Source organism: Pseudomonas sp. NY15356 (assembly GCF_048068175.1).
GTDB lineage: Bacteria > Pseudomonadota > Gammaproteobacteria > Pseudomonadales > Pseudomonadaceae > Aquipseudomonas > Aquipseudomonas putida_K.
This window is the reverse complement of sequence record NZ_JBLUPW010000018.1, coordinates 56710-82871: the sequence shown is the minus strand read 5'-3', so window position 1 is coordinate 82871 and position 26162 is coordinate 56710. Positions and strand designations below refer to the sequence as shown.

20 protein-coding genes and 2 tRNA genes are annotated in these 26162 nt (G+C 64.5%); 15 read left to right on the top strand and 7 right to left on the bottom strand.

The features are described from left to right. The first annotated feature begins 33 nt into the window (after positions 1-33). From ACNFCI_RS15655 to ACNFCI_RS15645, 3 genes are read left to right on the top strand one after another with little or no spacing between them, the layout of a single operon-like run. Complete coding sequence (locus ACNFCI_RS15655; RefSeq protein WP_324814987.1) at positions 34-1236, top strand: MFS transporter; 1203 nt, start codon at positions 34-36, stop codon at positions 1234-1236. Next, entirely contained in the window at positions 1233-1355 is a 123-nt protein-coding gene (locus ACNFCI_RS15650) for a hypothetical protein (protein ID WP_263498522.1), read from the top strand. The genes ACNFCI_RS15655 and ACNFCI_RS15650 overlap by 4 nt, the downstream gene beginning before the upstream one ends. Before the next feature lie 47 nt (positions 1356-1402). Continuing rightward, positions 1403-1954 carry a glutathione peroxidase gene (locus ACNFCI_RS15645; protein ID WP_224458244.1) on the top strand — a complete coding sequence of 184 codons (552 nt, stop codon included), beginning with the start codon at positions 1403-1405 and terminating at the stop codon, positions 1952-1954. A gap of 64 nt (positions 1955-2018) precedes the next feature. On the opposite strand, the gene ACNFCI_RS15640 is transcribed toward ACNFCI_RS15645, so the two are convergent. The 3 genes from ACNFCI_RS15640 to ACNFCI_RS15630 all read right to left on the bottom strand — a co-directional run bounded on the left by ACNFCI_RS15640 (position 2019) and on the right by ACNFCI_RS15630 (position 4396). Then, entirely contained in the window at positions 2019-3293 is a 1275-nt protein-coding gene (locus ACNFCI_RS15640) for an OmpP1/FadL family transporter (protein ID WP_368829874.1), read from the bottom strand. 146 nt (positions 3294-3439) lie between these two features. Then, positions 3440-3922 carry a hypothetical protein gene (locus tag ACNFCI_RS15635; protein ID WP_084858644.1) on the bottom strand — a complete coding sequence of 161 codons (483 nt, stop codon included), beginning with the start codon at positions 3920-3922 and terminating at the stop codon, positions 3440-3442. 249 nt (positions 3923-4171) lie between these two features. After that, positions 4172-4396, bottom strand: coding sequence for a hypothetical protein (locus ACNFCI_RS15630; RefSeq protein WP_084858645.1), 225 nt, complete (start codon positions 4394-4396; stop codon positions 4172-4174). 946 nt (positions 4397-5342) lie between these two features. Here ACNFCI_RS15630 and ACNFCI_RS15625 point away from each other — a divergent pair. Continuing rightward, entirely contained in the window at positions 5343-5756 is a 414-nt protein-coding gene (locus tag ACNFCI_RS15625; protein WP_368829873.1) for a tetratricopeptide repeat protein, read from the top strand. A 249-nt stretch (positions 5757-6005) separates the two neighbouring features. Next, positions 6006-7391: a DNA recombination protein RmuC gene (rmuC, locus tag ACNFCI_RS15620; RefSeq protein WP_172403061.1), complete on the top strand. Its 1386-nt coding sequence runs from the start codon at positions 6006-6008 to the stop codon at positions 7389-7391. Here rmuC and ACNFCI_RS15615 read toward each other — a convergent pair. Next, positions 7363-10839, bottom strand: a complete 3477-nt coding sequence (locus ACNFCI_RS15615; protein ID WP_084858648.1) for a PAS domain-containing hybrid sensor histidine kinase/response regulator — start codon at positions 10837-10839, stop codon at positions 7363-7365. The genes rmuC and ACNFCI_RS15615 overlap by 29 nt on opposite strands. A 162-nt stretch (positions 10840-11001) precedes the next feature. Then, the gene (locus ACNFCI_RS15610) at positions 11002-12180 is read right to left on the bottom strand and encodes an MFS transporter (protein ID WP_368829872.1); all 1179 of its coding nucleotides are present in this window, start codon (positions 12178-12180) and stop codon (positions 11002-11004) included. 210 nt (positions 12181-12390) lie between these two features. Here ACNFCI_RS15610 and ACNFCI_RS15605 point away from each other — a divergent pair, with 210 nt between their 5' ends. Next, a complete protein-coding gene (locus ACNFCI_RS15605; RefSeq protein WP_416768047.1) occupies positions 12391-14265 on the top strand; it encodes an MFS transporter in 1875 nt (624 codons plus the stop codon). Between the two features lie 18 nt (positions 14266-14283). Here ACNFCI_RS15605 and sugE read toward each other — a convergent pair whose 3' ends face one another. Together sugE and rdgC are read right to left on the bottom strand one after the other, a co-directional pair. Further along, a complete protein-coding gene (gene sugE, locus ACNFCI_RS15600; protein ID WP_084858651.1) occupies positions 14284-14601 on the bottom strand; it encodes a quaternary ammonium compound efflux SMR transporter SugE in 318 nt (105 codons plus the stop codon). 279 nt (positions 14602-14880) lie between these two features. Continuing rightward, the gene (rdgC, locus tag ACNFCI_RS15595) at positions 14881-15801 is read right to left on the bottom strand and encodes a recombination-associated protein RdgC (RefSeq protein ID WP_084858652.1); all 921 of its coding nucleotides are present in this window, start codon (positions 15799-15801) and stop codon (positions 14881-14883) included. A 206-nt stretch (positions 15802-16007) separates the two neighbouring features. Between rdgC and ACNFCI_RS15590 the strand changes: the two genes are divergently transcribed. The 9 genes from ACNFCI_RS15590 (at position 16008) to ACNFCI_RS15550 (ending at position 26084) form a co-directional block, all read left to right on the top strand. Next, positions 16008-16083 (top strand) — tRNA-Val (locus ACNFCI_RS15590). Positions 16084-16099: 16 nt separating this feature from the next. After that, positions 16100-16173, top strand: a tRNA-Asp gene (locus tag ACNFCI_RS15585). 375 nt (positions 16174-16548) lie between these two features. After that, positions 16549-20313 carry a molybdopterin-dependent oxidoreductase gene (locus ACNFCI_RS15580; RefSeq protein WP_368829870.1) on the top strand — a complete coding sequence of 1255 codons (3765 nt, stop codon included), beginning with the start codon at positions 16549-16551 and terminating at the stop codon, positions 20311-20313. 331 nt (positions 20314-20644) lie between these two features. Next, on the top strand, positions 20645-23197 hold the full coding sequence (nirB, locus tag ACNFCI_RS15575; protein WP_368829869.1) for a nitrite reductase large subunit NirB: 2553 nt from the start codon (positions 20645-20647) through the stop codon (positions 23195-23197). Beyond that, the gene (gene nirD / locus ACNFCI_RS15570; RefSeq protein WP_368829868.1) at positions 23197-23562 is read left to right on the top strand and encodes a nitrite reductase small subunit NirD; all 366 of its coding nucleotides are present in this window, start codon (positions 23197-23199) and stop codon (positions 23560-23562) included. Before nirB ends, nirD begins: the two co-directional genes overlap by 1 nt. Positions 23563-23739: 177 nt before the next feature. Then, positions 23740-24495, top strand: coding sequence for an FKBP-type peptidyl-prolyl cis-trans isomerase (locus tag ACNFCI_RS15565; protein WP_084858656.1), 756 nt, complete (start codon positions 23740-23742; stop codon positions 24493-24495). 346 nt (positions 24496-24841) lie between these two features. Continuing rightward, positions 24842-25282 (top strand): YkvA family protein, encoded by a 441-nt coding sequence (locus ACNFCI_RS15560; RefSeq protein ID WP_084854860.1) that lies wholly within the window; start codon positions 24842-24844, stop codon positions 25280-25282. 98 nt (positions 25283-25380) lie between these two features. Beyond that, positions 25381-25719 carry a helix-turn-helix domain-containing protein gene (locus tag ACNFCI_RS15555; protein ID WP_084854861.1) on the top strand — a complete coding sequence of 113 codons (339 nt, stop codon included), beginning with the start codon at positions 25381-25383 and terminating at the stop codon, positions 25717-25719. Continuing rightward, positions 25716-26084 (top strand): hypothetical protein, encoded by a 369-nt coding sequence (locus ACNFCI_RS15550; protein ID WP_368829867.1) that lies wholly within the window; start codon positions 25716-25718, stop codon positions 26082-26084. The genes ACNFCI_RS15555 and ACNFCI_RS15550 overlap by 4 nt, the downstream gene beginning before the upstream one ends. Positions 26085-26162 lie beyond the last annotated feature (78 nt).

Here is a 26162-nt window from a genome sequence, read left to right as displayed (position 1 = left end):
GCATAACCTTGCGATGTGCTGGAGATAACCACAATGACTTCGGTATGGCGAACCAGCGGGTGGGTATTGTTGGGCGCGGCGCTGATCTTGGCGCTGTCCCTGGGGGTGCGGCACGGCTTCGGCCTGTTCCTGGCGCCGATGAGCGCCGAGTTCGGCTGGGGGCGTGAGGTATTCGCCTTCGCCATTGCCTTGCAGAACCTGATCTGGGGCCTGGCCCAGCCCTTCGCCGGAGCCCTGGCAGACCGCCTGGGGGCGGCACGGGTGGTGATTATCGGCGGCATCCTCTACACCGCAGGCCTGATTCTGATGGGGATGGCCGATTCGGCCTGGTCGCTGTCGCTCAGTGCCGGGCTGCTGATCGGCATCGGGCTGTCCGGCACCTCCTTCTCAGTCCTGCTCGGGGTCGTGGGGCGTGCGGTGCCGCCGGAAAAGCGCAGCCTGGCCATGGGGATCGCCAGTGCCGCCGGCTCGTTCGGCCAGTTCGCCATGCTGCCGGGCACCCTCGGCCTGATTCAGTGGCTGGGCTGGTCGGCGGCCTTGCTCGTGCTGGGCTTGCTGGTGGCGCTGATCGTGCCATTCGTGGGCATGCTGAAAGACCGCCCGTTGCCCAGCCACGGTACCGAACAGAGCCTTGGCCAGGCCTTGCACGAAGCCTGTTCGCATCCGGGTTTCTGGCTGCTGGCCCTGGGTTTCTTCGTCTGCGGCTTTCAGGTGGTGTTCATCGGCGTGCACCTGCCAGCCTACCTGGTGGACCAGCACTTGCCGGCCACCACCGGTACCACCGTGCTGGCGCTGGTCGGGCTGTTCAACATCGTCGGCACCTACACTGCCGGCTGGCTGGGCGGGCGCATGTCCAAGCCGCGCCTGCTAACAGGGCTGTACCTGTTGCGGGCGGTAGTGATCGTGCTGTTCCTGTGGGCGCCGGTGACCCAGGCCAGTGCCTACCTGTTCGGCATCGCCATGGGCCTGCTGTGGCTGTCCACGGTACCCCTGACCAATGGCACGGTGGCCACGGTGTTCGGCGTCCGCAACCTGTCCATGCTCGGCGGCATCGTCTTCCTGTTCCACCAGCTGGGGGCCTTCCTCGGGGGCTGGTTGGGGGGCGTGGTGTATGACCGGACCGGCAGCTATGAGCTGGTCTGGCAGATCTCGATCCTGCTCAGCCTGATGGCTGCGGCCCTCAGCTGGCCGGTGCGCGAGCGCCCGGTCGCGCGCCTGCAGGCCCAGGCCGCATGAGCCGTTCATGGGGGCGCTGGCTGCTGGCGGCGGGGGCGCTGCTGGTGCTGGCATTGGCCTGGTGGGGCTGGCACGAGGGCGGGCTGGCGTTGATGCAGTTGGGCATAGGCGCCTGTTAGGCGCTACCCTGCAAGGCAAGGATTTCACTTTGCAGGAGTACCGAACGATGCATGTACGCTGGCTTGCCTTCCCGTTGTTGGCCCTGGCCGCTGCCACCTCGAGCTGGGCGGCGGACTGCCCGGCGTTGTTGCAGGGCAGCCTGCCCGAGCTGCGCGGCAAGGAACAGATCGATTTGTGCCAGCGCTTCGCCGGCAAGCCCTTGGTGGTGGTGAACACCGCGAGCTATTGCGGCTTCGCCCCGCAGTTCGAAGGGTTGGAGGCAACCTACAAGCAATACCACGGCCAAGGCCTGGAGATGCTCGGCGTGCCGTCGAACGATTTCAAGCAGGAAGATGCCGACAGCGAGAAGACCGCCAAGGTCTGCTATGCCAACTACGGCGTCACCTTCACCATGACCAAGGCCCAGGCGGTGCGGGGCAAGGATGCGGTGCCGCTGTTCAGCGAGCTGGCGCGCCAGAGCAGTGCGCCGAAATGGAATTTCTACAAATACGTGGTGGATCGCCGGGGCAAGGTGATCGCCAATTTCTCAAGCCTGACCAAGCCTGACGACCCGGCGTTCCAGGCGGCGATCGAAAAAGCCATCGCTTCCCAGCCATGAGCGATCAGGGCCGCTACGCGCGCCATCGCGGCACGTAGCAGCCCCGATCATTCAAACAAACAACTCAGAAGCGGTAGGTGAGCGAAGCACCGAGGCCGTGAGCGCTGTTTTCATACTTGGCTTGGTAGGAGCCTTTGCTCGCACTGACCTGGTTCACCTTGGTGTCCTCTTCCCACAGATAGGAATAGGCCAGGTCGATGGTCATGTCGTCGTTCGGGCTCCAGCCAGCGCCGAAGCTGACCGCCTTGCGATCACCGGTCGGGATGCGTGGCGAACGGTTATGGTTGTTGGTCGGCGACTGGTCGACGGAGAAGCCTGCGCGCAGGGTCCACTCCTTGTTCACCTTGTAGGACGCGCCGATGGCGTGTGCCCAGGTGTCATGCCAGTTCTGCTCTTCGGTGATGGTTCCGAAGTTGCTATCCCATATGCCGCCTGGGCCAGCAGGAATATCCGTGTTTACAGTGATATTTTCCAGGCGGCTCCAGCGAGTCCAGGTGCTACCGGCGTAGAGGGTCCACTGGTCGTTTAGTTCGTGGGTGACCGAGAGATCGACCGACTCTGGCGTCTTGATCTTCAGGCTTGCGTCGAACTTGTTGCCATCGAGCCCTACGGCCGGGAAGCTGACCTTCGTTTTGCCTTCAAGCTTGTAGTCGACCATCGAGTGATAGGTCAGGCCTACACGGGTGCGGTCCGTGGCTTGAACCAGGATACCGATGTTGTAGCCGACTGCAGTATCGTCGCCTTTGATTTTCACTTCGCCGTCATTCGAACCAGGAGGACCGAATGGGTTGATGAGGTTCGAGCCCAACTCGCCCTTGATGCGGTTGATGGTCGGGCCGAAACCGATCGACACCTTGTCGTTGAAGGCATAGCTGACGGTCGGTTGGAAGGTGATGACCTCGACGTGGCTCTTCTTGCCCCAGTAGCGTGCGGCGTCATCGCTGCCATAGTCGGTGACCAGGCCGAATGGCACGTAAACACCGAAACCTACGCTCCAGTGATCATCGATTGGTTTGACGTAGTAACCCATCGGCACACCCACGGTCGGCACCATGTCGCCGTCGGTTTCCCCACCCAGGTTGCTCCCAGGGCCGGAAATATCGGTTTTGGCGATGACCGCTGCACCCCCAACGGTGATCTGCTCGCGCTTGAGGCGCGACATGCCGGCAGGGTTGCCGAATACAGTGCTGGCATCCTCGGCAGAAGACGAGCGCCCCGCGAAACCGGTCCCCATGCCGCTGACACTCTGTTCGTTGAGGGCGAAGCCCGCGGCGAACAGTTGGCTGGATGCGAGGGCGACGGCTACACCGAGGGAGGTTTTGAGCATTGCTTTTTTCATTATTGTGAAACTCCTTGGGATCTCCGGGGCGAAAAGCTACCAACAAATGACGCGCGGCGCTATAGCGGTAATCGCAGCATTTCACGCAATTTTGTAGGACAATCCGACCAAAATTCCCTTTTTTCCGGTTACTTGTAAGACGCGTCTTAAGATGCCTGGGATAAAATCGGATCCACACACAAATGCCAGGCTTGGGTGAAATCCCGCAGGCGCCCTTGAGGGTGGAAGATCTGTCGCCAGACCCGCGCCAGGCCCAACAGGTCGTTCGGCGCAGGTAATGGCATGGCCTGCTCTTCGATGAGCATCCAGGCGATAGCCGTGGAATAACGCAGGTTGACCGCGAGCTCCAGGTGCGGCCCGCGCAGAAAGGCGTGTTGGCTGGCCAGTCCGCGGACCAGGCTGGCAAGGTCCGGGTCGCGTGCCAGGAAGTCGTCCCAGAGCGCCTGGTGGCGGGTTTCGCCTATTAGATAGAGACCATGACCCCGTCGGTCGTGCAGCGCTGAACCCAACGCCGATTGGCTGGCTGCAACGCCTAGCAGCAAGGCCTCGGCGCTTTGGCTGTGACGGCCCAGGTAGATCAGGGTCGGACGGATCACATACTGACACAACTCTTTAGCCGCGATACCCATGGTGCCCTCGATCAGTTAAGGGCCGACGGGCACTGGAGCTTGGCAGCTGGTGAATTGATCAGGCCCGCCGGAAGCGGCTCGCACCGCTCGAGTTGAAGTGTAGTGTGATAATCGTGGTGTAAAGGGCTGTTTTTAAATCGATTGCTGCCCGTCGCCCTGGCGCATATGCCTTGAAGCAATTACGCCAAGAACGATCAGGAAGCGAAGGGAAGGGGCTATCGTGCGCCTGGATGCGCCGGAATAGGCCGCTCACGCGGCCAGCGACTGGCGGGTCCGTTCGATGACAGCCTGCAGCGGGGCGACGCGGCTGTATTGTTCCGGGTACAGGCGTTCGGTGTGGCAGGCGATGCCATGTTCGTCGACCAGGGTGAAGCTGAAGTTGCCCTTGCGGGGGGCGACGATAACGCATTTCAACGGCGCGAAGGCCTGGGACAAGGTGCCGATAGCGGCTTGGATCTGATGATGAGTATTCATATTGTTGGATGTTCCTGCTTTAAACACGGATTTCGATCCGTGCATTTTAGAAACGTTCCAGTGACGCCTTTATTAAGGGACGAAGAACCTGACTGGAACAGGGCAGCCAGATGAGGCGCAAGCAAATGTGGGCGCTGGGCTGACTGGTAGGTACTTCAGAAGGCGGGCAGGCACGCCAGGGCCAAGGTTCAATGCCTCTGGGTGAAGATCCCGATCAATCTGTCGCGTGATTCGCGCTGGGGCAGGTTTGCTGCCGAGTGAATCATCGAAGGGGCCGGTCCTGGTTTCAGCAATGGCTCGTGTGGGGAAAGAGGCACTGCAAGGACATATGTGGCCAGAATTGACTTTCAGCTGGGTACTAACGATGCGCACCCTACAGGAAAGAACACTGCCTGGCAAGCAATTTAGGTTTTTGTCAGGCGAGCCGAGCAGTATGGCCTTTATTCACCGTGCTGTGAAGTGGGGCGGTTCTGCGGTCGGGTTCGACGATCTTGCGCTTTTCCTATCCAACTGGATGTCCCTGGCGTACTTGTACACACGACGAGTGTGACTTGTAACGGTTTGGCAACGTGCGGCAGCGAGCTCGCCAATGCCTTGACTGAATCCTTAAGTCAATGAAAAAAAACACTAATTTTTACTGGTGAAAAAATCGTCAGTTTGACCGAAAGCCCCATTCCATCGGGGTTTGAAGACGTGTCGGGGCGGTTGTCCACTGAGTTATCCACAGGTTCTGTGGATTGTCCCGAGCGCTTGCTCTAGGACGGGCGTGCCAGCGGTTTTTGAATTGTCCGACGATCAGTCATCCGGGTTCGGCAAGAGGTCCATCGAGCGAAAACGTCAAGAAAAGATCATCGAAATTTTTTTTTACATCTTTAGGATTTGGCCGGGCCATGAGCAAAAAAATGCAGTAGAGTGCGCGCCTTTCGAATTGCCTTCGCTGTTGCTCATGAAGTTTCGCGGTAAACCCCTCGCAAGCCCCACTGCACATTCGCCCGTGTCTTCCTCCAAGCGCTTTTCCCTGAAGGTGGCCCTTTGGCTGCTCGACAGCCCGCGCCTGGGCGACAAGCCCAGCGTCAAGCACCTGGCCGGCCGCCTGCTCAAGCAGCCCGCGCGTCAGGGCGTGGTGGTGGCCCAGAGTCGCTTGGGGCAGATGCTATGCCGCGATTGTGGCAATGCCCGTGACCGGCGCATCGGCCATGAGCTGCTGCGCCAGGCTGCACGGTCGGGCGACCGTCGTGCCCAGCTGGAATTTGCGCGGCTGTGCCAGCACAGTGAGCCGGAGCAGGCCCGTTACTGGCTGGAGCTGGCGGCGGGACAGGGCTCGCAGGAAGCGCGTCGGTTGCTCAAGCAGCTGGGCTGAAGCGGTTGTCGCAGCAGCTGCGGTGCTTGTGAGATCGCGCGCCGCCCCGCGCGGCGCTCGATCTCCAACAACACATCACCCAAGCCCCTCACCTGATAAGCTGCACAGCATTATCGAACACCGATCGGAGTCGCTATGGCAGTGGATCTTGCCAGTATCCTGCTGGGCCTCGTGGCCGCAGCCATCCCTTGCCTGGGCTGGGCCGTGCAACTGCAGCGGCGGCTGTCTGCCCGGCAATCGGAACTGGCGCTGCTCGAAGAGCGCCTTGGCAGTGCCCAGCTCGCCCAGGAAGGCCTGCAGGCGCAGCTGGACGCCAGCCGCGACGAAATCAGCGACCTGAGCGAAGCCAATGTGGTCAAGCAGACCACCCTGGCGGCCCAGGCCCGCGAACTGGAACTGTTGCAGATCGACCGCGACAACGCTCGCGATGCCGCCCACGCCTGGCAGCTGGAGCGGGCCAACCGCGAGGCCGAACTGCGCCGCCTGGAAGCCCAGGCTGCCCGCCTGGAAGCCGAGCTGCGCGAACAGCAGGAAAGCCACCAGCAACGCCTCGAAGACCTGCAGCAAGCCCGCGACACCTTGCGTGCCCAGTTCGCCGAGATGGCCACCAAGATCTTCGATGAACGCGAACAGCGCTTCGCCCAGACCAGCCAGCAGCACCTGGGCCAGTTGCTCGACCCGCTCAAGGAGCGCATTCAGGCCTTCGAAAAGCGCGTGGAGGAAAGCTACCAACAGGAAGCCCGCGAACGCTTCTCCCTGGGCAAGGAGCTCGAGCGCCTGCAGCAGTTGAACCTGCGCCTGTCCGACGAGGCCACCAACCTGACCCAGGCACTCAAGGGCCAGAAGACCCAGGGCAACTGGGGCGAGCTGATTCTGGAGCGGGTGCTGGAGCATGCGGGCTTGGAAAAGGGCCGCGAGTACCAGACCCAGGTCAGCCTCAAGAGCGCCGACGGCGAGCGCTACCAGCCCGACGTACTGATCATGCTGCCAGGCGACAAGCAGGTGGTGGTCGATGCCAAGGTCAGCCTGACCGCCTACCAGCAATTTGTCGGCGACCCCAACACCGAGAGCGCCCAGGCGGCCCTCAAGCAGCACGTGCAGTCGCTGCGCAGCCATGTCAAAGGCCTGTCCAGCAAGGATTACAACCGCCTCGATGGCCTGCACAGCCTGGATTTCGTTCTGCTCTTCGTGCCTATCGAAGCGGCGTTCTCCGCCGCCCTGCAGGCCGAGCCGAACCTGTTCCAGGAGGCCTTCGACCGGCAGATCGTGATCGTCAGCCCCACCACCTTGCTGGCCACCTTGCGGGTCATCGACAGCCTGTGGAAACAGGAGCGCCAAAGCCAGAACGCCCGGGAAATCGCCGAGCGCGCCGGGTGGCTGTACGACAAGTTCGTGCTGTTCATCCAGGACCTGGACGAACTGGGTAGCCGCCTGCAGCAGGTGGACAAGGCCTATGCCGCAGCGCGCAACAAGCTCTGCGAAGGGCGCGGCAACCTGGTCAGCCGCAGCGAGCAGCTCAAGCTGCTGGGTGCCCGGGCCAGCAAGAGCCTGCCGGGCGACTTGCTCGAGCGGGCCCTTGCCGATGGGGTGATGGCCGACGAAGCGCTTACTGAACCAGGCTCAGATGGCGATTGAGCAGAGCCCGCAGGGCCGCCGGCTTGACGGGTTTTGCCAGGTAGTCGAGGCCGGCGGCATGGACCAGCGCGATGGTCTCGTTGCGCCCGTCGGCGCTGATCACCACGCCAGGCACCGGCTCGCCCAGGCGGGTACGTAGCCAGGCCATCAGGCCGGTACCGGTCTCGCCGTCGTCCAGGTGGTAGTCCACCAGCGCCAGGTGCGGGCGCATGCCCTTGCCCAGCAGCGCCTCGCATTCCTCGCGGTTGCGCGCGGTCCAGACCCGGCAGCCCCAGCGGCCGAGCAGGCTGTTCATGCCCACAAGAATGCTGTCTTCGTTGTCGACGCACAGCACCTGCAGCCCGGCCAGTGGTTGGCTGGCCTGTTCCACCGGCGCCTTGGCCGGGGCGACGGCGCTGCGGGCGATCGGCACGCTGACGCGAAACACGCTGCCCTTGCCGGGCCAGGACCGCACCTCCAGCGGGTGGCCGAGCACCCGGCACAGGCCGTCGGCGATGGCCAGGCCCAGGCCCAGGCCTTTCTCGGCACGGGTTTGGTGGCTGTCCAGGCGCTTGAACTCCTGGAAGATCACCTGCAGCTTGTCGTCGGCGATGCCCGGGCCGCGGTCCCACACCTCCAGCCACAGGCGCTCGCCCTGGCGACGTGCGCCCAGCAGGATCGGGCTCTTGCCATAGCGCAGGGCGTTGGTCAGGAAGTTCTGCAGCACCCGGCGTAGCAGCTTCATGTCGCTGTCGACCCGCAACCGGCTGCCGCGCAGGCGGAATTCCAGTCCCTTTTCCGCGGCCAGCACCCTGAACTCGGTGCCCAGGGTATCGAACAGCTCGTTGAGGGCGAACGGCTTCGGGTCGGGAGTGACCTTGCCGTTCTCCAGGCGCGAGATATCCAGCAGATCGCTGATCAGCTCCTCGGCGGAGCGCAGCGAACTGTCCATATGCTGCACCAGTTGTCGGGCCTCGTCGGTCATGCCCTCGTCCTGCTGCGCCAGCGCGGCGGAGAACAGCCGCGCGGCATTGAGCGGCTGCATCAGATCATGGCTGACCGCAGCCAGGAAGCGGGTCTTGGATTGGCTGACGGCCTCGGCCTGGCTCTTGGCCTCCGACAGCGCCTGGTTGAGCTGGGACAACTCGTGGGTGCGCTCGGCGACCCGCTGTTCCAGCCCCTCATTGGCATCCTTGAGTGCCTGTTCGGCCTCGCGGAACGGGGTGATGTCGGTGAAGCTCATGACGAACCCTCCACCGGGCATGGGGTTGCCGATCAGCTCGATGACCCGGCCATTGGGGAACAGGCGTTCGGAGGTGTGCGCGCGGCCTTGGCGCATCCAGTGCAGGCGCCGGGCCACATGGACTTGGGCTTCACCGGGGCCGCACAGGCCACGTTCGGCGTTGTAGCGGATGATGTCGGCGATCGGTCGGCCGACGCTGATCAGCCCGTCGGGGTAGTTGAACAGCTCCAGGTAACGACGGTTCCAGGCCACCAGGTGCAGGTTCTGGTCCACCACGCTGATACCCTGGTTGATGTTCTCGATGGCCCCCTGCAGCAAGGCACGGTTGAACTGCAGCACCTCGCTGGCTTCGTCGGCGATGCGCACCACGTCTTCGAGCTGCATTTCGCGGCCTTCGATGGCTGCCTTGACCACCGCGCGGGTCGAGGAGGTGCCGAGCACGCCGGCGAGCAGGCGCTCGGTGTGTTCGATCCAGTCGCCGTCGGCGTTCTGGTTGGGGTTGAAGCCCTTGCCCTGGCGATAGGCGAAGCGGATGAAGCTCTGCCGAGCGCGCTCTTCACCGACGAAGCGCGCGGCCAGCTTGAGCAGGTCGTCGATCTGCACGGCCAGCAGCGAGCGGCTGCTGGGCCGGGCGCTGCTCTGCTGGCCGATGAAGCGGCCGGCCTGCCAGTGCTCCGATACCCGCGTGCGAGAAAGGATCGAGACCCAGGCGAAGAGGATGAAGTTGCCCGCCAGCGACAGCACCACCCCTTGGGTCAGCGGCGTGATGGGCAGGTCCAGCGGGTTGCCATGCAGCCAGGCCAGCCCCGGGAACAGTTGCAACGACCAGCCAAGGCTACGGGCAGCAATGGGCAGCACCAGGGTGTAGAACCACAGGAAGATCCCCGCTGCCAGGCCCGCGAACACGCCGCGGCGGTTGGCCTGCTTCCAGTAGAGCGCGCCGAGCATCGCCGGGGTCAGCTGGGTGACGGCGGCGAAGGCGATCTGGCCGATGGTCGCCAGGCTCGCGGTGGAGCCAAGCAGGCGATAGCTGACATAGGCGAGCAGCAGGATGACCACGATGGTCACCCGTCGTACCGAAAGCATCCAGTGACGGAACGCCTCGAACGGGCGCTCGGCGTTGTTGCGCCGCAGCAGCCAGGGCAGCAGCATGTCGTTGGAGACCATGGTCGACAGCGCCACCGCCTCGACGATGACCATGCCGGTGGCTGCTGAGGCGCCGCCGATGAAGGCAAGCAACGCCAGGCTCGGGTGGGCCTCGGCCAGGGGCAGGCTGATCACGAAGGAGTCGGAGATCACCGTGCCGGGCAACAGCATCTGCCCGGCCAGGGCGATCGGTACCACGAACAGGGCGGCCAGCGCCAGGTACAGCGGGAATACCCAGCGTGCCAGGCGCATGTCCTGGGGTTCGATGTTCTCTACCACAGTCACGTGGAACTGGCGCGGCAGGCAGATGATCGCCATCATCGCCACGGCGGTCTGCACCACCATCGACGGCCAGTTGACCGTCTCCTGCCAGTAGCTTTCCAGGTGCACCGAGTGGCGCGCCTGGTTGAACAGGTCGTCGAAGCCATCGTACAGGTTGAACACCACGAAGGCGCCCACGGCGAGAAAAGCCAGTAGCTTGACCAATGATTCGAAGGCGATTGCCAGGACCATGCCACGGTGGTGCTCGGTGACGTCCAGGCTGCGGGTGCCGAAGACGATGGCGAACAGGGCCAGCACCAGCGAGACGACCAGCGCGGTGTCCTGCACCCGGGTGCCTGTGGCGTCGGCGTTGGCGCCGATCAGCAGGTTGACGCCCAGTACGATGCCCTTGAGCTGCAAGGCGATGTACGGCAAAACCCCGACCAGGCAGATCAGCGCCACCACCACTGCCAGGGATTGCGACTTGCCGTAGCGGGCGGCGATGAAGTCAGCGATCGAGGTGATGTTCTCCTGCTTGCTGATCAGCACCATCTTCTGCACCACCCAGGGTGCGAAGACCAGCAACAGCACCGGCCCCAGGTAGATCGGCAGGAACGCCCACAGCTGTTCGGCGGCCTGGCCGACCGCGCCGAAGAAGGTCCAGCTGGTGCAGTACACGGCCAGCGACAGGCTGTAGACCCACGCGCGCAGGCGCGGCGGCAGCGGCGTGCTGCGGCGGTCGCCGTAGAAGGCGATGGCGAACATGATGGCCATATAGACCAGGGCGACCACGGCGATCAGCCCGCTGGACAACGACATGCAAACTCCGGAGCAAAAAAGAAAACGCGGTCCCGATCAATCAGTCTGGCACGGCCACTGAGGTTCGTCAGCGCCGACAATGGTCGCAGTGGCAGGACGTCGCACGCCCGTATCGGCCCGATCGCGGGTCAAGCCCGCCGCGGCAGGCCCGCACCGGCAATCTCAAGGCCTGCGTGTGCCCAGCCAATAGAACACCCCCGCCAGTATCACCGACATCACCAGCAGGTAGAAGGTCGCCGCCGGCACCCACTGCCCCAAGGCAAAGCCGACGATCGCCGGCCCCAATCCCGCCCCCAGGTTGGACAGGTTCTGCGCGCCATAATAGACACCCCGCAGATGCTCCGGCGCGATCAGGTCGATGAACATGTATTCGGCTGGGATCACGATGATCTCGCCGAGGGTGAACACCACCATCGCCAGGCACCAGGCCAGGGCGGAGCCGGCCATGGAAAACCCCAGCAAGCCGAGGATGAACAGCGCCATGCCGGCCAGCAGCCAAGGCATCAGGCGTTGGCGGTCGATGCGTCGGCCGATCAGGTACTGGAGCCCGATCACCGTGACGGCGTTGGTGGTGATCAGGTAGCCCACCAGCCGCGCCGCCTCCTTGGCGTTGGTGGTCACCACCAGGTACTGGGACAGGTAGGCGCCGAACTGGCCGAACACCACGGCGCTCAGCATCCCGCCCACGGTGAAGCAGATCAACCGGCGATCACTTACCAGACGCAGGGCGACCTCGGTGAACCCGGCGTTGTGCTGGGCGTTCTCACCGACCTGCAGGCGCCGGTCGCCCAAGCCGTGATAGAGCCCGCCCATGCCCAGGCCGATCAGTGCGGAAACCAGGAAGGGCAGGTAGGCACCTTGTTCGAACAGGGCCACCCCAAGCAGGGGGCCGACCGCGTAGGCGATATTGTTCAAGGTGTACTTGATGGCGAACACCTCGGCACGCTCGGCCACCGGCAGCAAGGCGCAGAAGCCCGACTTCACGGCGATGTCGACCACCGCCAGGGCCAGGTTGATCATCACCAGGCAGAAGAAGAACAGCGCGGCCGAGCGGCTGGCGATCGCCCCGACGAAGGCCAGGGCGAATACCGAGATGGCGCCTAGCAACAGGGTATGGTTGCGCACGGTATCGACCAGGTGGCCGCCGTACAGGCTCAGCAGAGAGGCGAGGATCACCGCGCTGCCGACCAGCAGGCCGATGGGGCCGACCGCCAATTGGAAGGTATCTGCCAGGTACACCACCAGATAGGGCAGGGTGATTGCCCGGGCGAAGGTCAGGACGGCCGCGGTCGCCAGCAGCAGGCGCACGGAGCGGGGGTAGCGTTTGAGGGCGGCGAGCATCGGACATCCTTGTGGTCGGGGTGGTGCCGGAGTCCAAGCATAGGAGCGTGCGTGAACAATGTCGTGGTATCCCTTGAGCACCCATGGGCGCGGGGCTGCCTCATGGCGAAACAGTTACGGGTTGCCAGCCAGGCCCATTCCCATGCAGATTTGTGGCTTCCCGCGCTGTGCGTGCCTCCAATTGAAAACGCCCAACCAGGTACACGGACGATGAGCCACCCCTCGCAATTCACCCTGCTCGGCAAGCGGCGCTTCTTGCCGTTCTTCATCACCCAGTCGCTAGGCGCCTTCAACGATAACCTGTTCAAGCAGTCGCTGATCCTGGCGATCCTCTACAAGCTGAGCCTGGAAGGCGACCGCTCGATCTGGGTCAACCTCTGTGCGCTGTTGTTCATCCTGCCGTTCTTCCTGTTCTCGGCGCTGGCCGGGCAGTTCGGCGAAAAGTTCGCCAAGGATGCGTTGATCCGGGTGATCAAGCTGGCCGAGATCGTCATCATGGCCATCGGCGCCACGGGCTTCGTCACCGGCCACCTGCCGCTGATGCTGCTGGCTTTGTTCGCCATGGGTACCCACTCGGCGTTGTTCGGCCCGGTGAAGTACTCGATCCTGCCCCAGGCGTTGCACGAGGAGGAACTGGTCGGCGGCAATGGCCTGGTGGAGATGGGCACCTTCCTGGCGATCCTGGCCGGGACCATCGGCGCCGGGGTGATGATGTCCTCCACGCACTACGCCACGGTGGTCGCTACCGGTGTGGTGGCGACCGCGGTGCTCGGCTACCTGGCCAGCCGCTGGATTCCTCGGGCTGCCGCGGCCGCGCCGCAGATGAAACTGGACTGGAACATCCTCAAGCAATCCTGGGCCACCCTGCGCCTGGGCCTTGGGCAGACCCCGGCGGTGTCCCGCTCGATCGTCGGCAACTCCTGGTTCTGGTTCGTCGGCGCCATCTACCTGACCCAGATCCCAGCCTATGCCAAAGACTGGCTGCACGGCGACGAAACCGTGGTGACCCTGGTGCTGACCCTGTTCTCGGTGGGCATCGCCCTGGGGTCGCTGTTGTGCGAACGCCTGAGCGGGCGCAAGGTGGAAATCGGCCTGGTGCCGTTCGGCTCCTTCGGCCTGACGCTGTTCGGCCTGCTCTGGTGGTGGCACTCCGGCGATGTGCCGGTGGGCGCCGTGCCCCATGGCTGGCTGGCGCTGCTGGGCATGGGCCAGGCCTGGTGGATCCTGCTGTCGATCGTCGGCCTGGGCGTGTTCGGCGGCTTCTACATCGTGCCGCTGTATGCCTTGATCCAGGCGCGCACCCCTGAAGACCAGCGGGCCCGGGTGATCGCGGCCAACAACATCCTCAATGCCTTGTTCATGGTGGTTTCGGCCATCGCCACCATCGTCCTGTTGAGCCTGGCCGAACTGAGCATCCCGCAGCTGTTCCTGGTGGTGTCGCTGCTCAACATCGCGCTCAACGCCTACATCTTCCGCATCGTGCCCGAGTTCACCATGCGCTTCATGATCTGGCTGCTCAGCCACTCCATGTACCGCGTAGAGCACCGGGACCTCGAGCGCATCCCTGACCAAGGCGCGGCGTTGCTGGTGTGCAACCACGTGTCGTTCGTCGATGCGCTGCTGATCGGTGGTGCCATTCGCCGGCCGATACGCTTCGTCATGTACTACAAGATCTACAACCTGCCGGTGCTCAACTTCGTCTTCCGCACCGCCGGGGCCATCCCCATCGCCGGGCGTGGCGAGGACGAAGCCACCTACGAACGCGCTTTCGCCCGTATCGCCCAGTACCTGGCCGATGGCGAGCTGGTGTGCATCTTCCCCGAGGGCAAGCTCAGTGCCGATGGAGAAATCGATGTGTTCAAGGGTGGGGTGAGCCGCATCCTGCAGGAAACCCCGGTACCGGTGATTCCGCTGGCGTTGCAGGGGCTTTGGGGCAGTTTCTTCAGTCGCGACCCGAACAAGGGGTTCTTCAAGCGTCTGTGGTCACGGGTGACCCTGGTGGCTGGCGCCGCCGTTCCGGTGGACGCGGCGCAGCCCGAGGCGCTGCGCGAGAAAGTCTGTGCCCTGCGCGGCGACGTGCGTTGAGAAGGGAAGGAAGAAAGGTCAGCTGGTGCTGACCTTCAGGCCGACCAGGCCGGCCACGATCAGTGCGACGCTGGCCAGGCGCATGAACGCCATCGATTCGCCGAACAGGATGATCCCGGCGATCACTGTGCCCACGGCGCCGACGCCAGTCCAGACCGCGTAGGCGGTACCCAGTGGCAGTTCCTTCATGGCCAGGCCCAGCAGGCCCAGGCTCACGGCCATGGCGGCGACAGTCAAGGCAGTGGGCAGGGGGCGGGTGAAACCGTCGGTGTACTTGAGGCCTACGGCCCAGCCCACTTCGAACAGGCCGGCGAAGAACAGGATGATCCAGGACATGATGAGTCTCCATCGTTGCTAAGGATGGGGCCGTCCCCGGAATGGTCACGCGTTGCGTCGTGAGGCCGTCCTCACAGTGCGCACTATACTGCACATTTTGCTGTGAGTCGGCAAGCGTGTAGTCGTTATATGGGCCAACACAATCGCGGGGCAAGTCGGACCGCCGCACCGCCGCTCCCACAGGGCCTCTTTCCATTTCGGTAGAGCGGAATACCTGTGGGAGCGGCGGTGCGGCGGTCCGACTTGTCCCGCGATAGGGCCGGTGAGGCGACCGGTATCTCAGACCCCCTGCGGAATCTCCTCGCCCCCCAGCGCCTCGAACAGCGCCGGCAGGAACTCTGTGAAGGTCATCATCATCAGGGTGAAGCTGGCGTCGAACTGCTGCTGGGCTTCCTCGCCGCCGTCCTGCTCGGCCTGCTCCTGCAGCAGCTCTTCGAACTTCAGGCGCTTGATCACCGTCTTGTCATCCAGCACGAACGACAGCTTGTCCTGCCAGGCCAGGGCCAGCTGGGTGACCACCTTGCCGGTGCCCAGGTGCAGCTGGATCTCTTCGCTGGCCAGGTCCTGGCGCTTGCAGCGCACGATGCCGCCGTCTTCATGGGTGTCGCGCAGTTCGCACTCATCCAGGACGAAGAAGTCGGCAGCCGGCTCCTGGGTCTTGACCCAGTCGGTCATGGTCGCACTCGGGGCGGTCTTGACCGTGACCGGGCGCACCGGCAGCGAGCCCATCACTTCACGCAGGGTCGACAGCAGGTCCTCGGCACGCTTGGCGCTGGCCGAGTTGACCAGGATCAAGCCCAGGCGCGGGGCGATGGCGGCGAAGATCATCGAACGGCGGATGAAGGCGCGGGGCAGGAATGCCTGGATGATCTCGTCCTTGATCTGGTCGCGTTCCTTTTTATAGACCTTGCGCATCTGCTCGGTCTCGATTTCCTCGACCTTTTCCTTGACGGCGTCGTTTACCACGCTGCTGGGCAGGATGCGTTCCTCCTTGCGCGCGGCGATCAGCAGGAAGTCACCGCTGACGTGCACCAAGGGAGCATCCTCGCCCTTGCCGAACGGGGCGACGAAACCATAGGTGGTCAGCTCCTGGCTGGCGCAGGGGCGGGCTGGCTTGCTGGCCAGGGCGGCTTCCAGTGCCTCGGGCTCGAACGGGACGTCCTGGGTCAGGCGGTAGGTCAGCAGGTTCTTGAACCACATGAGGGGGAATCTCTCCTTAATGCATAAGGCGGGCATTATTCTCCGAGGGGTGGTCGCAGGCCAACCCTGTCAGAGCGCCACCAGTGACTTAATTCAGGAGAAAAGCGCTGTTGCGCTAGGTCTTTGAAAGGCCTGAAAAATTTTTTTTAAAAAGTGCTTGCCAGGGTGGCAGGTCCTCCGTAGAATGCGCGCCACACCGAGACGTTGGGTGATTAGCTCAGCCGGGAGAGCATCTGCCTTACAAGCAGAGGGTCGGCGGTTCGATCCCGTCATCACCCACCACTTCTCGATGTTTAGCGCAGCGGTAGTTCAGTCGGTTAGAATACCGGCCTGTCACGCCGGGGGTCGCGGGTTCGAGTCCCGTCCGCTGCGCAAACGCCCCGCACCCCGCCCCCCCGCCCCCCCCGCACCAAAAAAAACCGCGACCCTAGGGTCGCTTTTTTTGTTTCTGCTGCTTGTTGAGGTCGTCAGTGCCACCGATTGGTGCGAACCCAATGGTTCAGTGCCATTTCTGTGCCGGCCCAATCTCGGGGCAAGTTCGCTCCCACACTGTTTCTGTTCCTCAAGGACACTGAAGTCCCTGTGGGGGGCCGATGTCTGCAGTTGGCCCAGTACTTGCTGATGCTCCTGCATCCAGGCCATCAATGCCGATGGCCCCCACGACAAAGGCGCCGTGCTGCTCCTCCTGCTTCTGCAGGGCGGGGCGGCCGGCGCCTTTTTTCGTTCATGCGGCCAGGAGATCGACCGATGAGCAGCAGCGAAGTGCGCAGTGTGTGCCCGTATTGCGGGGTAGGGTGCGGCATCGTCATGACCGTGACGGACGGCAAGGTCACCAAGGTCAGCGGTGACAAGCAGCACCCGAGCAACTTCGGTCGCCTCTGCACCAAGGGCCTGACCGCTCATCTGCCACTGACCGCCGCCGGGCGCATGACCCACGCGTTCATGCGCCGGCAGCGCGGTCATGAGCCCGTGCAGGGCACTCTGGACAGCGCCATCGAACAGGCCGCCGACCGTCTGCGTGGGATCATCGACACCCACGGCCCGGACGCGGTGGCGCTCTATGTGTCCGGGCAGATGTCGCTGGAGGCGCAGTACCTGGCCAACAAGCTGGCCAAGGGCTTCATCCGCACCCGGCACATCGAGTCCAATTCGCGCCTGTGCATGGCCAGCGCCAGCAGCGGCTACAAGCAGTCCCTGGGCGCCGACGGGCCACCGGGCAGCTACCAGGATTTCGAGCACGCCGAGGTGTTCCTGGTGATCGGCGCGAACATGGCCGATTGCCATCCGATCCTCTTCCTGCGCCTGCTCGACCGGCTCAAGGCCGGCGCCAGGCTGATCGTCGTCGACCCCCGGCGCAGTGCCACCGCCGATAAGGCCGACCTGTTCCTGCAGGTGCGCCCGGGTACCGACCTGGCCCTGCTCAACGGCCTGCTGCACCTGTTGCACCGCAATGGCCATACCGACGCCGACTTCATCGCCCGTCACACCGAAGGCTGGGAGGCGATGCCCGCTTTCCTCGAGGCTTACACCCCGCAGCGGGTCGCTGCCATTACCGGCCTCGCCGAGGCCGACATTCACCAGGCCGCGGACTGGATCGGCCGAGCCGGCAACTGGATGAGCTGCTGGACCATGGGCCTGAACCAGAGCATCCACGGCACCTGGCACAGCAATGCCCTGTGCAACCTGCACCTGGCCACCGGCGCCATTTGCCGCCTGGGCAGCGGCCCGTTCTCGTTGACCGGCCAACCCAATGCCATGGGCGGGCGCGAAATGGGTTACATGGGGTCCGGGTTGCCCGGCCAGCGTTCGGTTCAGGTCGCCGCTGACCGGGCCTTCGTCGAACAGCACTGGGGGCTCGCCCCGGGCAGCCTGCGCAACGAGAGCGAGGCAGGCACCGTGGCCTTGTTCGAACAGATGAAAGCCGGCCGGATAAAGGCCTGCTGGATCATCTGCAGCAACCCGGTGGCCAGCGTCGCCAACCGCCAGCAGGTCATCGACGGCCTGGGCCGGGCGGAGTTGGTGATCACCCAGGATGCGTTCCTCGATACCGAGACCAACCGCTACGCCGACATCCTGTTACCTGCCGCCCTTTGGGCCGAAGGCGAGGGGGTGATGGTCAACAGTGAGCGCAACCTGACGCTGATGCCCAAGGCGGTCGAGCCGCCCGGCCAGAGCCTGCCGGACTGGCAAATCATTGCGCGCATCGCCTGTGCCATGGGATATGCGCAAGGCTTCGACTACCCCGACGCCGAAGCCGTATTCGATGAGATCCGCCGCTTCTGGAATCCCCGAACCGGCTACGACCTGCGCGGCATTGGCTACTGCGAGCTGCGCCAGCGCCCGCGCCAATGGCCCTGTGCCCCGGGCCGCGCCGATGACCGCAGCCCGTTACGCTACGTCGACGCCAGCGCCGCCGCCGCACGGCCTGTAGTGGTCTTCCCCACCCCTAGCGGCAAGGCTCGCTTTTTGGCACGCCCCTGGCTGCCGCCCGCCGAGCAGCCCGATAGCGACTTTCCGCTGGTGCTCAATACCGGGCGTGTGCAGCACCAGTGGCATACCCTGACCAAGACCGGCAAGGTTCCCAGCCTGAACAAGCTCGACCCGGGCCCCTTCGTCGAGCTGCACCCCGCAGACGCGGCACGCCTGGGGATCGTCGAGCGCGACCAGGTGGCCATCCGTTCCCGTCGCGGCCAGGCCGTGCTGCCGGCGCGGGTCAGCGACCGGGTGCAGGTAGGCAGCTGCTTCGCCCCGTTCCACTGGAACGATGTGTATGGTGAGCAGTTGGCGATCAACGCGCTGACCTGCGACGCTGTCGACCCGACTTCGTTGCAACCGGCTTATAAACAGTGCGCCGTGGCCGTGGAGCGGGTCGGTGGGGCGCGTATCGATGTGTTCGAGCTGAACCCGGCGACCGCTGTCGGAACACCGTCCGGTGCTCCTCTCCACCGCGTGCTCTGGGCCTCGCAGACCGGCAACGGCCAGGCCCTGGCCGAGCGCTGTGGCCAATGCCTGCGCGAGGCGGGGTTGGCCGTGGAGGTAAGCTGCATGGAAGCGGTCAGCCCGCGCCAGTTGCAAGGTGCTGCCAGCGTGATGCTGATCGCCAGCACCTTCGGCGACGGCGAAGCCCCCGCCAGCGGGGCTGGCTTCTGGCAGGCGTTGCTAGGGGAGGAGGGCAGCCACTGCGCCGAGCTGCCCTATGCGGTGCTGGCCTTGGGTGATTCGAGCTACGACCAGTTCTGCGGCTTTGGCCGCAAGCTCGATGCGCGTCTGGCCGCGTTGGGTGCCCATCGGTTATTGCCCCGGGTCGATTGCGAACCTGACTTCGACGACGCCTTCACCGCCTGGCTCGAGGCGCTGCTGCCGGCGTTGGGCGCGGCCCCGGCGGCGGTATTGCGCGGCAGTGTTTCCAGCGACGTGTTCGACAAACAGCGTCCATTGCCGGCCAAGCTGGTGGAAAATCGCCTGCTCAATGGCCCGGGCGCCAGCAAGGAAACCCGCCAGCTGGTATTCGAACTGGGCGACAGTGGCTTCGCCTACCAAGCCGGCGATGCCCTGGGTGTCTGGCCTCGCAACTGCCCGACGCTGGTTAAGGAGTTGCTCGGCTTGATGAAGCTGGACGGCCAGGCCTCGGTCGAGCTCAAGGGCAACGCCTCCATGCCCTTGGCCGTGGCCCTGGAGCGGCACCTGGACATCACCCGGGTCACGTCCCGCCAGCTGGAGGTCTTCAGCCAGGCGAGCAGCGACCTACGTGGCATGCTGCTGCCCGAACGCAAGGCCGATCTGAGAAGCTGGCTGTGGGGGCGGCAACTGGCCGATGTGTTGCGCGAGTTCCCGCAGGCATTGTCACTGGCACAGTGGCTGGACCTGCTCAGGCCCTTGCAGCCTCGGTTGTACTCGATCAGCTCGAGCCCCACCGTGCATCCCGGCCAGGTTCACCTGACCGTCTCCACGGTGCGCTACGGCACGCGCAAGGGCGTGTGCTCGACCTTCCTCGCCGACCGCGCCGAGGGGTACGAGGTGGCGATCTTTCCCCAGGTGACGACCCATTTCCGCTTGCCCGACGACGACTGTACGCCGTTGATCATGGTCGGCCCCGGCACGGGCATCGCGCCGTTCCGGGCATTTCTCGAAGAGCGCCAGGCGCGGGGGGCGAGTGGGCGCAACTGGCTGTTCTTCGGCGAACAGCACGAAGCCTGCGATTTCTATTACCGCGACCAGTTGCTGGCCTGGCAGGCCAGCGGCCACCTGCAACTGAGCACGGCGTTCTCCCGCGACCAGGCGCGCAAGGTCTATGTCCAGCAGCGCATGCTGGAGCAGGGGGCGCAGCTGTGGCGCTGGTTGGAGGAGGGCGCCTACTTCTACGTGTGCGGCGACGCCCTGCGCATGGCCAAGGATGTCGAGGCCGCCTTGCACCAGGTCATCGCCGAGCATGGCGGCCTCGATAGCGAGGCTGCCCAGGCCTACATGGACGCCTTGAACAAAGCCGGCCGCTACCGACGCGATGTGTACTGAGTGCCCCAGGATGAGCAGGCGTGCACTGGATTGGAGCTTTGCGTACCCCTGAGAACTGGCGTGATCCTTGTAGGAGCGGGCTTGTCCCGCGATTAGGCCGGCCCCGATATCACCGTCGTCTGGCAAGGGCTTCGCCCTTGATCGCGGGACAAGCCCGCTCCTACAGAAAGGGGGCAACGCCTAATGGTGAGTTGGCACACTCCCTGCTTCTGAACCCTTACAACCTGCCCTGCTGATCAACGGCGACCAGCCCGGGCCCACTACTGATGAGAACAGGCAAAGGCGCCTGGAGCTTCGGCTCCAGGCGCCTTTTTTTTCGCGAGGATCGGCTATGAAGGCAACAGCGAACAGCGGGCAACGAGAGCGACTGGTCATCGTCGGCAATGGCATGGTCGGCCACCACTGCGTCGAACAACTGATCGAACGCGGCGCCCTGGCGCGTTTCGAGCTGCGCGTGTTCGGCGAGGAACGCCAGCGCGCCTACGACCGCGTGCACCTCTCCGACTATTTCGGTGGTAGCGATGCCGAGGCTCTGGCGATGTGCGAGCGGGACTTCTACGACCGCCACGGCGTGCACTTGCACCTGGGCGAGGCCGTGCTGGGCATCGACCGTGAACGCTGCGAGGTACTCACGGCCGAAGGGCGCTACGGCTACGACCAGTTGATCCTCGCCACCGGTTCCTACCCCTTCGTGCCGCCGATCGAAGGCTCCAGCGGCACCGCGCGCCTGGTCTATCGCACCCTGGACGACCTCGACGCCATCCGCGCGGCAGCCGGCAACGCCCGCCGTGGCGTGGTGGTCGGTGGTGGCCTGCTCGGCCTGGAGGCGGCCAATGCCCTGAAGGCCCTGGGCCTGGAAGCCCATGTGGTGGAGTTCGCGCCACGGCTGATGCCGGTGCAGCTCGATGGCGAGGGTGGTGCTGCCCTGTGCGCGCAGATCGAGGCGCTGGGCGTGGGCGTGCACCTGTCCCGGGCCACCCAGTCGATCAGTGCTGGCGAGGCCTACCGCTACCGCATGAACTTCGACGGTGGCGAGCACCTGGAAACCGACCTGATCGTATTCTCCGCCGGAATCCGCCCCCAGGATGCCCTGGCCCGCGCCTGCGGCCTGGATGTCGCCGCCCGGGGTGGCGTGGTGATCGACGGCGATTGCCGCAGCAGCGACCCACGCATCTTCGCCATCGGCGAATGCGCGTCGTGGAACGGCAGCGTGTTCGGCCTGGTGGCGCCAGGCTACGGCATGGCCCGCAACCTGGCGGCGCTGTTGGCAGGCGAGCCTGCCCAGGCCTTCACCGGTGCCGACATGTCCACCAAGCTCAAGCTGCTGGGTGTGGATGTCGGCTCCATCGGCGATGCCCACGGTGCCACCCCCGGCGCGCGCAGCTATCGCTTCATCGACGAGGCCAACGCGGCCTATCGCCGGCTGGTGGTGGATGCCAGCGGCAAGCGTGTGCTCGGCGCGGTTCTGGTGGGCGACAACAGCTATTACGACACCCTGCTGCAGTACGTGCAGAACGGCATCGCCCTGCCGGCCGACCCGGCGGCGCTGATCCTGCCGCAAGGTAGCGGGGCTCCGGCCCTGGGCGCCGATGCACTGCCCGACAGCGCGACCATCTGCTCCTGCCACAACGTCAGCAAGGGCGCGGTCTGCGCGGCGATCGACAGCGGCTGCGCCGACCTCGCCGCAGTCAAGGACTGCACCAAGGCCGCCAGCGGTTGCGGTGGCTGCACGGCGCTGCTCAAGCAGGTCTTCGAGCATGCGCTGAGCGCCCGTGGCGTGGCCGTGGACAAGAGCCTCTGCGAACACTTCGCCTATACCCGCCAGGAGCTCTACGCATTGGTCCGGGTCGAAGGCATCCGTACTTTCGCCGACCTGCTCGCGCGCCACGGCAAGGGCCAGGTCGGTTGCGACATCTGCAAGCCCACCGTGGGCTCGATCCTCGCATCCTGCTGGAACCAGCCGATCATGGACCCTTCCCTGGTGCCGCTGCAGGACACCAACGACACGTTCATGGCCAACATGCAGAAGAACGGCACCTACTCAGTGGTGCCGCGCATTCCCGGCGGCGAGATCACCCCCGACAAGCTGATCGTGATCGGCCAGGTGGCGAAGAAGTACGACCTCTACACCAAGATCACCGGCGGCCAGCGCATCGACCTGTTCGGCGCTCAGCTGCACGAGCTGCCCTTGATCTGGGGCGAGCTGATCGAGGCCGGGTTCGAGACCGGGCACGCCTACGGCAAGTCGACCCGCACGGTGAAGTCCTGTGTGGGCAGCACCTGGTGCCGCTACGGCGTGCAGGACAGCGTCGCCATGGCCCTGCGCCTGGAAGACCGCTACAAGGGCCTGCGCTCGCCGCACAAGCTCAAGTTCGCGGTCTCCGGCTGTACCCGTGAATGCGCCGAGGCGCAGAGCAAGGACATCGGCGTGATCGCCACCGACAAGGGCTGGAACCTGTACATCTGCGGCAACGGTGGCATGCGCCCGCGCCATGCCGAGCTGTTCGCCACCGACCTCGACGACGAAACCCTGGTGCGCCTGATCGACCGGGTGCTGATGTTCTACATCCGCACCGCCGACAAGCTGCAGCGCACCTCGGTCTGGCGCGAGAGCCTGGAAGGCGGGCTGGACTACCTCAAGCAGGTGATCATCGACGACAGCCTGGGCCTGGCCAGCGAGCTGGAGGCGCAGATGCAGCATGTGGTCGAGCGCTACGAATGCGAATGGGCCAACGCCCTCAAGGACCCGGAAAAGCTCAAGCGTTTTCGCACCTTCGTCAATGACCAGCGCCCCGACCCGGACGTGCACTTCGTTCGCGAGCGCGAGCAGCGCCGGCCCGGTGCACCCTTGCATTTGATTCCCACCACCCAGGAGGCTATCTGATGAAAACGTCCAACGCTGCTGTGGCAACGCAACCCGGTTGGCAAACGGTCTGCCGGCTCCAGGACCTGGTCGCCGACTCCGGCGTGGTGGTCTGGCATGAGGGCGAACAGGTGGCGCTGTTCTACCTGCCCGACCAGGCCCAGCCCGTGTACGCCCTCGACAACCGTGACCCGCGCTCCGGTGCCAATATCATCGGTCGAGGCCTGGTCTGCAGTCTGAAAGGGCAGCTGGTGGTCGCGGCACCACTGTACAAGCAGCATTTCAGCCTGCACGACGGGCACTGCCTGGAGGATACGGCGCAGGCCTTGCGCGTGTGGCCGGTGCGCGTTTGCGGCGATGCGGTGGAGCTTGCGGCGTGCGCTTGAAGCGTGCGCGGTGAAGTTGCAAGCGGCCGGGCAGGACGGTTCGCTTCAGCTACGGGGAAATATCCGTGAACTTATCGGACTTTCCTGGCTCTCATGCCGGTAGCCATTGGTCATGGCCGCCTGATAAGCTCGCGGCTTTACCTGATTGCCCTTATGGCGCATGAACAAGGAACTAGCATGAAACAGCATCGTTTGGCGGCTGCGGTTGCCCTGGTTGGTTTGGTCCTCGCGGGCTGCGACGCTCAGACCAGCAGCGTCGAGCTGAAGACTCCGGCACAGAAAGCCTCCTACGGTATCGGCCTGAACATGGGCAAGAGCCTGGCTCAGGAAGGCATGGAAGACCTAGATTCCAAAGCGGTGGCCCTCGGCATCGAGGATGCGGTTGCCAAGAAAGAGCAGCGCATCAAGGACGAAGACCTGGTAGCGGCCTTCACCGATCTGCAGAAGCGCGCCGAAGAGCGTCTGGCCAAGGCCAGCGAGGAAGCGGCCAGCGCCGGCAAGAAATTCCTCGAAGAGAACGGCAAGAAGCCAGGCGTCGTCACCACCGCCTCGGGCCTGCAGTACGAAGTGGTCAAGAAGGCCGACGGCCCGCAGCCCAAGCCGACCGACGTGGTCACTGTCCACTACGAAGGCAAGCTGATCGATGGCAAGGTGTTCGACAGTTCCGTCGAACGTGGCAGCCCGATCGACCTGCCGGTCAGCGGCGTGATCCCGGGTTGGGTCGAAGGCCTGCAACTGATGCACGTCGGCGAGAAGTACAAGCTGTACATCCCGGCTGACCTGGCCTACGGTGCCCAGAGCCCGAGCCCGCTGATTCCGGCGAACTCGGTACTGGTCTTCGACCTGGAGCTGCTGGGCATCAAGGACCCGGCCAACGCCCAGGGCGAGGCGCCGGAAGCCGAAGCGCCAGCGGCTGAAGAGCCTGCCAAGTAATACCGCGTCAGATCCAAACAAAGGGGCCGCTTCGCGCCCCATCGCGGCACAAGGCCGCTCCTACATCAGCCGTGCCATCCGCACGTCCCCTGTAGGAGCGGCCTTGTGCCGCGATGGGGCGCGAAGCGGCCCCTTTAGTTCTGAACGAACCCCATAAACCCCGGAGTGTCGAAGAAAGGGCAGCCCATCGACGCAAAACGTTTGCGGTTCTGAAACAGCTGTGTAAAAAACGCCCGATCTGAGCCAGACCCTTGCCCTGTGGGCACCTCGCGTCGGAAACTGCTCCCTGTTCACAAGGTTATCCACAATAAATGTGGATAACCTTCCCTGCCGATATGGAGGCCCCATGAGCGCACCCTGGAATTTCGCCCGCTTCCTGCCCCTGGCCGAGCGCCTGCTCAGCCGTGGTCGGCTGCCGGCCTTGCTGTTCGCCGTGGCCCGCAAAGGCCCCAAGCTTGGCCAGCTGCGGGAGGACGTCCGTTTGCTCCAAGGCCTGTGCCTGGCGTGGTGGCGGGGCGAATACCGCGCCATCAGCCCCAAGGCGCTGGTCACGGTGGTGGCGGGCCTGCTGTATTTCGTCAGCCCCCTGGATGCCATTCCCGACTGGCTGCTGGGGGTTGGCTTCCTCGATGACATCGCCGTATTGGGCTGGGTACTCAAGGCCGTGGGCGATGAATTGAACCGCTTCAAGGCCTGGCGCGACAGCCAGGCACCCGAGCGCCTGCAGGTGGTCGAACGCCTGCCGGACACCCCCGAAGCCCTGCGCCTGGAGCGCGGAGCGCCCTGAAATCGCCCCGGCCGCGCATACGCCCGCGCTTGGACATATAATTGGCATAAGGATTATGCCTACGGATTACATGCAGTAATCCTACGTAAGGGGGTTGTATGGGTATTCAGGTCATCAGCCGGGACGGTCAGCCCGAGTATGCCGTGGTTCCGTGGGAACAGTACCAGGCACTGCTCAAGGCCGCGGGGCAGGCACCTGCCGAGGCACCAACGAACGAACCTGCAGTCGCCGCCGAGGCCCCGGCCTTGGTGGCATTGAGTGAATTGACACGACTGCGCCAGGCCAAGGGCCTGGCGCCCGAGCAATTGGCGCGCAATGTCGGCATCAGCCCGGCCTACCTGGCGATGATCGAGGCCGGGGAGCGCCAGCCGGATGCGGCAATCCTGCGCAGCCTGGCCTGGCACCTGGGCATCGCTGGCTGGAGCGAGCCGTCATGAGCCAGGTCAGGATCAGCCGCCAGCATTGGGACAACCTGTTGAACGAGCTCGATCTGGCCCGTCGCCAACGCCACCTGCTGACCTACCGCGCGTTGATCGAACGCCTGCAGTTGCCCAGCCCGGCGATGCAGACCCTTACCGCTGCCCTGGAATACCTGGCCGTGCTCGACGCCCGGGCCGAGCAGCCGCTGCGCAGCTCGCTGGTGATCAGCCAAGGTGCCAGCCGCTTGCCGCGTACCGGCTTCTTCGAGTGCGTCGAGCGCCTGGGGCGCTTCTCGGGGCCGGTCGATGGGCTCGAGGCGGCATCCTGGCATGCCTCGGAAGTGGTGCGGGTGTTCGAGTACAGCTATTCGGAAGAGCGCTGAGCGCGCTCTTTGCAAGTTGCAGGCTTCTCCAGTCACCTTGGCCTCTGGCCCAAGGCAGGTTGTAGAGCTGCTCCCCCT

Excerpts from the sequence above, each read along its gene's own strand:
- ACNFCI_RS15655 (WP_324814987.1), top strand. The coding sequence starts at position 34 with ATGACTTCGGTATGGCGAACCAGCGGGTGGGTATTGTTGGGCGCGGCG.
- ACNFCI_RS15650 (WP_263498522.1), top strand. The coding sequence starts at position 1,233 with ATGAGCCGTTCATGGGGGCGCTGGCTGCTGGCGGCGGGGGCGCTGCTG.
- ACNFCI_RS15645 (WP_224458244.1), top strand. The coding sequence starts at position 1,403 with ATGCATGTACGCTGGCTTGCCTTCCCGTTGTTGGCCCTGGCCGCTGCC.
- ACNFCI_RS15640 (WP_368829874.1), bottom strand. The coding sequence starts at position 3,293 with ATGAAAAAAGCAATGCTCAAAACCTCCCTCGGTGTAGCCGTCGCCCTC.
- ACNFCI_RS15635 (WP_084858644.1), bottom strand. The coding sequence starts at position 3,922 with ATGGGTATCGCGGCTAAAGAGTTGTGTCAGTATGTGATCCGTCCGACC.
- ACNFCI_RS15630 (WP_084858645.1), bottom strand. The coding sequence starts at position 4,396 with ATGAATACTCATCATCAGATCCAAGCCGCTATCGGCACCTTGTCCCAG.
- ACNFCI_RS15625 (WP_368829873.1), top strand. The coding sequence starts at position 5,343 with ATGAAGTTTCGCGGTAAACCCCTCGCAAGCCCCACTGCACATTCGCCC.
- ACNFCI_RS15615 (WP_084858648.1), bottom strand. The coding sequence starts at position 10,839 with ATGTCGTTGTCCAGCGGGCTGATCGCCGTGGTCGCCCTGGTCTATATG.
- ACNFCI_RS15610 (WP_368829872.1), bottom strand. The coding sequence starts at position 12,180 with ATGCTCGCCGCCCTCAAACGCTACCCCCGCTCCGTGCGCCTGCTGCTG.
- ACNFCI_RS15605 (WP_416768047.1), top strand. The coding sequence starts at position 12,391 with ATGAGCCACCCCTCGCAATTCACCCTGCTCGGCAAGCGGCGCTTCTTG.
- sugE (WP_084858651.1), bottom strand. The coding sequence starts at position 14,601 with ATGTCCTGGATCATCCTGTTCTTCGCCGGCCTGTTCGAAGTGGGCTGG.
- rdgC (WP_084858652.1), bottom strand. The coding sequence starts at position 15,801 with ATGTGGTTCAAGAACCTGCTGACCTACCGCCTGACCCAGGACGTCCCG.
- ACNFCI_RS15580 (WP_368829870.1), top strand. The coding sequence starts at position 16,549 with ATGAGCAGCAGCGAAGTGCGCAGTGTGTGCCCGTATTGCGGGGTAGGG.
- nirB (WP_368829869.1), top strand. The coding sequence starts at position 20,645 with ATGAAGGCAACAGCGAACAGCGGGCAACGAGAGCGACTGGTCATCGTC.
- nirD (WP_368829868.1), top strand. The coding sequence starts at position 23,197 with ATGAAAACGTCCAACGCTGCTGTGGCAACGCAACCCGGTTGGCAAACG.
- ACNFCI_RS15565 (WP_084858656.1), top strand. The coding sequence starts at position 23,740 with ATGAAACAGCATCGTTTGGCGGCTGCGGTTGCCCTGGTTGGTTTGGTC.
- ACNFCI_RS15560 (WP_084854860.1), top strand. The coding sequence starts at position 24,842 with ATGAGCGCACCCTGGAATTTCGCCCGCTTCCTGCCCCTGGCCGAGCGC.
- ACNFCI_RS15555 (WP_084854861.1), top strand. The coding sequence starts at position 25,381 with ATGGGTATTCAGGTCATCAGCCGGGACGGTCAGCCCGAGTATGCCGTG.
- ACNFCI_RS15550 (WP_368829867.1), top strand. The coding sequence starts at position 25,716 with ATGAGCCAGGTCAGGATCAGCCGCCAGCATTGGGACAACCTGTTGAAC.